The organism is uncultured Campylobacter sp., assembly GCF_963517995.1.
In the GTDB taxonomy this organism is placed as follows: Bacteria; Campylobacterota; Campylobacteria; order Campylobacterales; family Campylobacteraceae; genus Campylobacter_A.
Window position 1 is genome coordinate 1 of sequence record NZ_CAUQHQ010000159.1, and the last position, 4,591, is coordinate 4,591.

Below are 4,591 nucleotides of genomic sequence, written 5' to 3' on the forward strand. Positions count from 1 at the left end.
GGGCGCGCTTAAATCTTTTTGCCATCCTTTCTCCGTAAATCCTGATCGTAGGCACGGCAAGCCCCGCACCGATCTCGATTATGGCTATTTTGGAGTTCATATTATGGCTAAGCCACGCATCGTACTTTTTGCGCTGCGCCCAAGCCCTTTTGTGATTAAATTCGTGATCGTAAAACATAAGGATATTTGGGCGGCTTACGCATCCGCACTCAGGGCAAATGGGCATCTTTGTAGCGATAAATTTCTCCTCGTCTACTAGGATGCTATTTTCGTCCATATTCCAGATGTTGCCGTCATCGTTGTAGATACACTGCACGTGATGGATAGAGCCGTGGATCTCGTAAATTTTATCCTTGTCAAATCCTGCCTTTTCAAAATGTCCGTCGACGTTTGAGGTGTAGATAAAGTAGTTGCCGCCTTTGGCATCGCAGAGATCTTTTAGTAGGGTAAATCCTTCGTGAGGCTGGGTTGCGTTATAGAGCTTTAGCCTGTGTCCGTAAAACGCCCAAGCTAGCTCAGGGCTGCTAAAAAACCACTGCGGATTTGCCATCTCGGTAAAGCTTAAATTTTTATCCTTTAAAGGCGGATAGGCTTTCCAAAATCCAAGATCACCTCTAAAATCGGGCAGTCCGCTATCTACGCCCATGCCTGCTCCTGCGGTTATAATGACGGCTTCGGCGTTTGCGACGATCTCTTTTGCACGGAGTATTGTGTCGTACGCTATTTCAAATTTGTTTGCTTCCATACTTTCTCCTAAATTTGAAGTATCAAAGCATTATATCCGCCAAACCAGACATTTTTTGTCCTAGCGCTCGACTTCTCTTAGTTTTTCTAAAACCTTAACCATCGCTAAAGTATCTAGCTTGCAGTATGCCAAAAGCGCCTGTTTATAGACATCGCGCTGCGTTTCGTTCATACAGGCCATAGCCGCATATGCCTGCATAGCTTCGCCTCCGTGATGGATCAAATTTAGATCCTTATACGCCGACTCAAATCCAGGCACGAGCGCCGGCAAGACGTACTTTATCGAGTAGCTTCCTTGCATTTTTGGATGATAGTAGCTTTTGCTAGCAAAGGGCGCCATGAGATCTTTTATATTGTCGTGGATAGCCATAAGCTCATTTGAAATTTGAGGATAGTTTGTGGCAAGACGTCTTATCACTCCTTTTTCAAAGCTCATGTTATAAGCCAAAACGCAGGCGTCCTGCGGGATAAATTTGATCAAATTTAGCGCCAGCTCGTATCTAGGATCAGTTCCCGGCTCGGCCAAAAACTCAAAATGCTCTAAATTTCCATTGCCGTTATCTTTATGGATAGAAAACTGAAAAGGTATCTGCTCATAAGGCCTAAGCCCTATAAACTCAGGCACAGCCTGTTGAAATGTCTCAAAGTCAAGGTGGTAGAGCGGATAACTAAGCGTGTCTAGAAACTCTTTGATAGCCTCTTTATCTATAATCTGCTCCTTGGATAGTTCGGAGCGGATTTGGATCTGCTGGGAGGCGTTAAATTTATCTAGCTCTTTTATGTCTTCAAATTTAACTATGCCGCTTTTATAAAGCTCGAATTTCTTATCGCTTCTTAGACGAGATATATCAAAGACGCTATACTCCGGTATGCTTCGCTGCTCGCGCCAACAGTACTCCCAAGCGTCGCAAGCGTAAGGGTTTGAGCAATGAGGGCCGATGTCAATGTCCGGTTCAATATTTTTGCTGAGAATTTCATCAAATTTACTTAAAATTTGAGGAATATCCGCTTGCTTTTGCTTTACTTGCTCGGTTACGTCTTCGGTATGAAAAAACTTCTCCAGTTCAAGCTTCTCGCCTCTTACGTAGCTGCTATCTATGTGGATGATATTTACGGCACTCACCTTGTAGCCAAGCGAGCTAATGACGTAGTACTGGATGCTTGCATCATCGATATAGACGTCTTTTACCGAGGTTGAGCTCTTTACTTCGTTGATGACAAGCTCGCCCTTGCCGATACGAAGGATATCCACCATCACAAGGTTGCCGTCAAAGCAAAAAGTGGCCTCGTAGATGACCTTTGCGCCGTGCTCGATAAGCTCCTTGGTCTTTGCCATCTGTGAGCTAAAATCGCCGGTATACTCTATCCTCTCGCCGCCGCTAAATAGCTCGCAGGCTAGCTCGCCTACCGATGTGCCGGTATCAAATACCGCCTGCGCGCCGTCATCCGGAGCTTGCAAAACCTCAGGCTTTTTCTTTTTTAGCCACAAGCTCTTTTCACACTGAAGCCCACGGATGTAGAGGGATTTAGATAGTGCCATTGTCTATACTTTTTGCGATTTCGCTAGCTTTGCTTTTTATTGTTTCAAAATCCATACTTTCAAACACTTCTTCATCTATCTTCCAACCATATTTGTTTTCACCAATATCTATAAAACTAATTTTATGTCCCCCTATATCGATATGGCAAATTTCACTGCTAGATTTTGCGCCAACATATTTTAGTCCTTCCTGCGATAAATTTAAAAACTCCTTTTGCAAGATTATAAATAGCGCATAGCTGTAGTATTCGACATGATAGCTGCTACTAAGGGTTTTTGTTAGAACTCTTATCATATATCGATTTGCTTGTATAAAGAAATTTTTACAATACTTTAAAATTTCAGGATACTTGATAAAAAAGTAACTCCAGTCATCTTCATCATAAATATAACTATCTATAATATATTCCAAACTCCTATTATCATCAAGCAGACCTTTTACAATTTGGCTTTTCTCTTTATCGAAAAATACATCTCGCCAGTTGTCGTCTTTGTCACGAGGGTTGTTGTTGAAGTTGCAAAAGCTAAAATATTCTCCGCCGTATCCATATCCGCGCTCTACTAGATAATCACCTTTTGCTAGCAATGCCCTTTGAAACAAGAAGTTTTCCCTATCCTCTTTAAAAATCTCATCAAATTTCTTATAATACTCTTTAAATTTTTCTACATCATTTTCTGCAAAATCAATAAGAAACGTTAAATTTGAGCCAAGATACCAATGTTTTTCGCCTTTATTGATAGCATCAATCCATCTTGGATCGCTTTGCATAAGCTCTAATTTCTTTTTCTCTTGCCACCTATAAAAATTGATTACTTTAAAGCTTCCTGGCTGCTCGTTCTGAAAATCAACCAATAGATCAAAAATATTCTCACTCTTGCATTTTCCACAAATTTCATTTATAAACTCAAAAGTCTGTTTTAGATTTAAAATGCTATCTATATTAAAGTCTCTTGCTACATTTGAAGTTATCCTTTCATACTCTTTATAAAAATCTCCGCCAAGCTTTTGGGCTCCAAAATTTATCAAAAACATAGATAGTGCAAAAAACTTAACCCTTGTTTCATAAGTAATATCTTTGCTGGTATCGGTAAAATTTTTAAGCAGCTCATAATTTGAAACTTTACACAACTCATCTAAAATTTTTATTACATTGTTTACACTATTTTTATTACTGCTAAAAAACTCTAATGCATCTAGTGTATCAAACTCATCAAAATCAAAATCTTTTGCCTCTTTTGTATCTTTTATATTAAGAATAGTAAAATTTGAAGCTACTCCTTTAAAAAATGCCATATATCGCTTATCAACGCTACTTAAATCTATACCTTTTTTATCACTGTCTTTTAATCCCCAAAACAGATCCAGCCACGCATTATCTAGCTTTGATTTTATCTCTTGAGATAGCTCTTTCTCAAATTCTGCTTTAAAATTTTCAAATTCGCTTAGCGGCTTTCCTCTAGCATTCATTTTTATATACAGATCATCTGTTAATCCAAACTCTTTAAGCTCAAGAAAACTAAATTTTATATTTTCTAGTCTGTCGTAAAATTTGGAATTTTTAAATTTATCATGTATTGCATCTATCATTACAAGCATAGATTTTACGGTCGGATCATTTTCCCAAAACGGCATAAACCAGCTACTATTTTTTATATCTGCAGAGATTTCGTCTTTGTCAAAATCAATATCCATATTTACTAACTTTTCACAAAATTCTCTAGAGCTACTTCTGGTTTCGTAGGTAAAGCCCTTTAAATACTCACAATCTTTCCTTTCTTTTTTTGCAAAGTATAAGTGCAACAAAAAAAGAGTAGTGAGACGTTGCTGGCCATCGATCGGTATAAATTTATCATCTTCTATACTGCCATAAACAAAATCCAAAAATAAGCCCTCTCCCTCTTTAAGCTTATCATGAATCTCATTCAAAAATTTATTCCTAATATCGATCGTCTTATTATCGGTCCTGCCTTGCGCGTAATCCCTTTGGATGATGGGTATTGAAATTTTTAACTTCCTGTCAATTAGGATATTTTTTAAATTACTTATATTATTTTCCATTTTTCTCTCCTAAAAATTTTTCTAATGTTTTTATTATCGAGTCTTTATAATCCTCTTGGTCTTGCTTGCTCCAAAAATATACATCAGATAGCTTCTTGGTGTAATACTTTAAAAATACATTTTTAGTACATATTGGTATAAATTCGCCGTTTTTATCCATCTCGATTATCTTTTCGCGTTTTTCGATAAACGGCCCGTTACATAAAGAGCTGTTATTCTCTGCTGCCAGTAAGGCTAAATTTTCTATT

The 4,591-nt window shown here is 38.1% G+C and carries 4 protein-coding genes; all 4 read right to left on the reverse strand.

What is annotated here, in order from left to right; all coding sequences use genetic code 11:
- The coding region (locus RYL88_RS11620; RefSeq protein WP_314991482.1) for a Sir2 family NAD-dependent protein deacetylase at positions 1-745 on the reverse strand (745 nt) is incomplete at its 3' end.
- Positions 746-805: 60 nt separating this feature from the next.
- Entirely contained in the window at positions 806-2,284 is a 1,479-nt protein-coding gene (locus RYL88_RS11625) for a DUF2779 domain-containing protein (RefSeq protein ID WP_314991484.1), read from the reverse strand.
- Complete coding sequence (locus tag RYL88_RS11630; RefSeq protein ID WP_314991485.1) at positions 2,271-4,343, reverse strand: DUF262 domain-containing protein; 2,073 nt, start codon at positions 4,341-4,343, stop codon at positions 2,271-2,273. The genes RYL88_RS11625 and RYL88_RS11630 overlap by 14 nt, the downstream gene beginning before the upstream one ends.
- Positions 4,333-4,591: hypothetical protein (locus tag RYL88_RS11635; RefSeq protein ID WP_314991487.1), on the reverse strand; the 259-nt coding region annotated here is incomplete at its 5' end. The genes RYL88_RS11635 and RYL88_RS11630, both read right to left, overlap by 11 nt.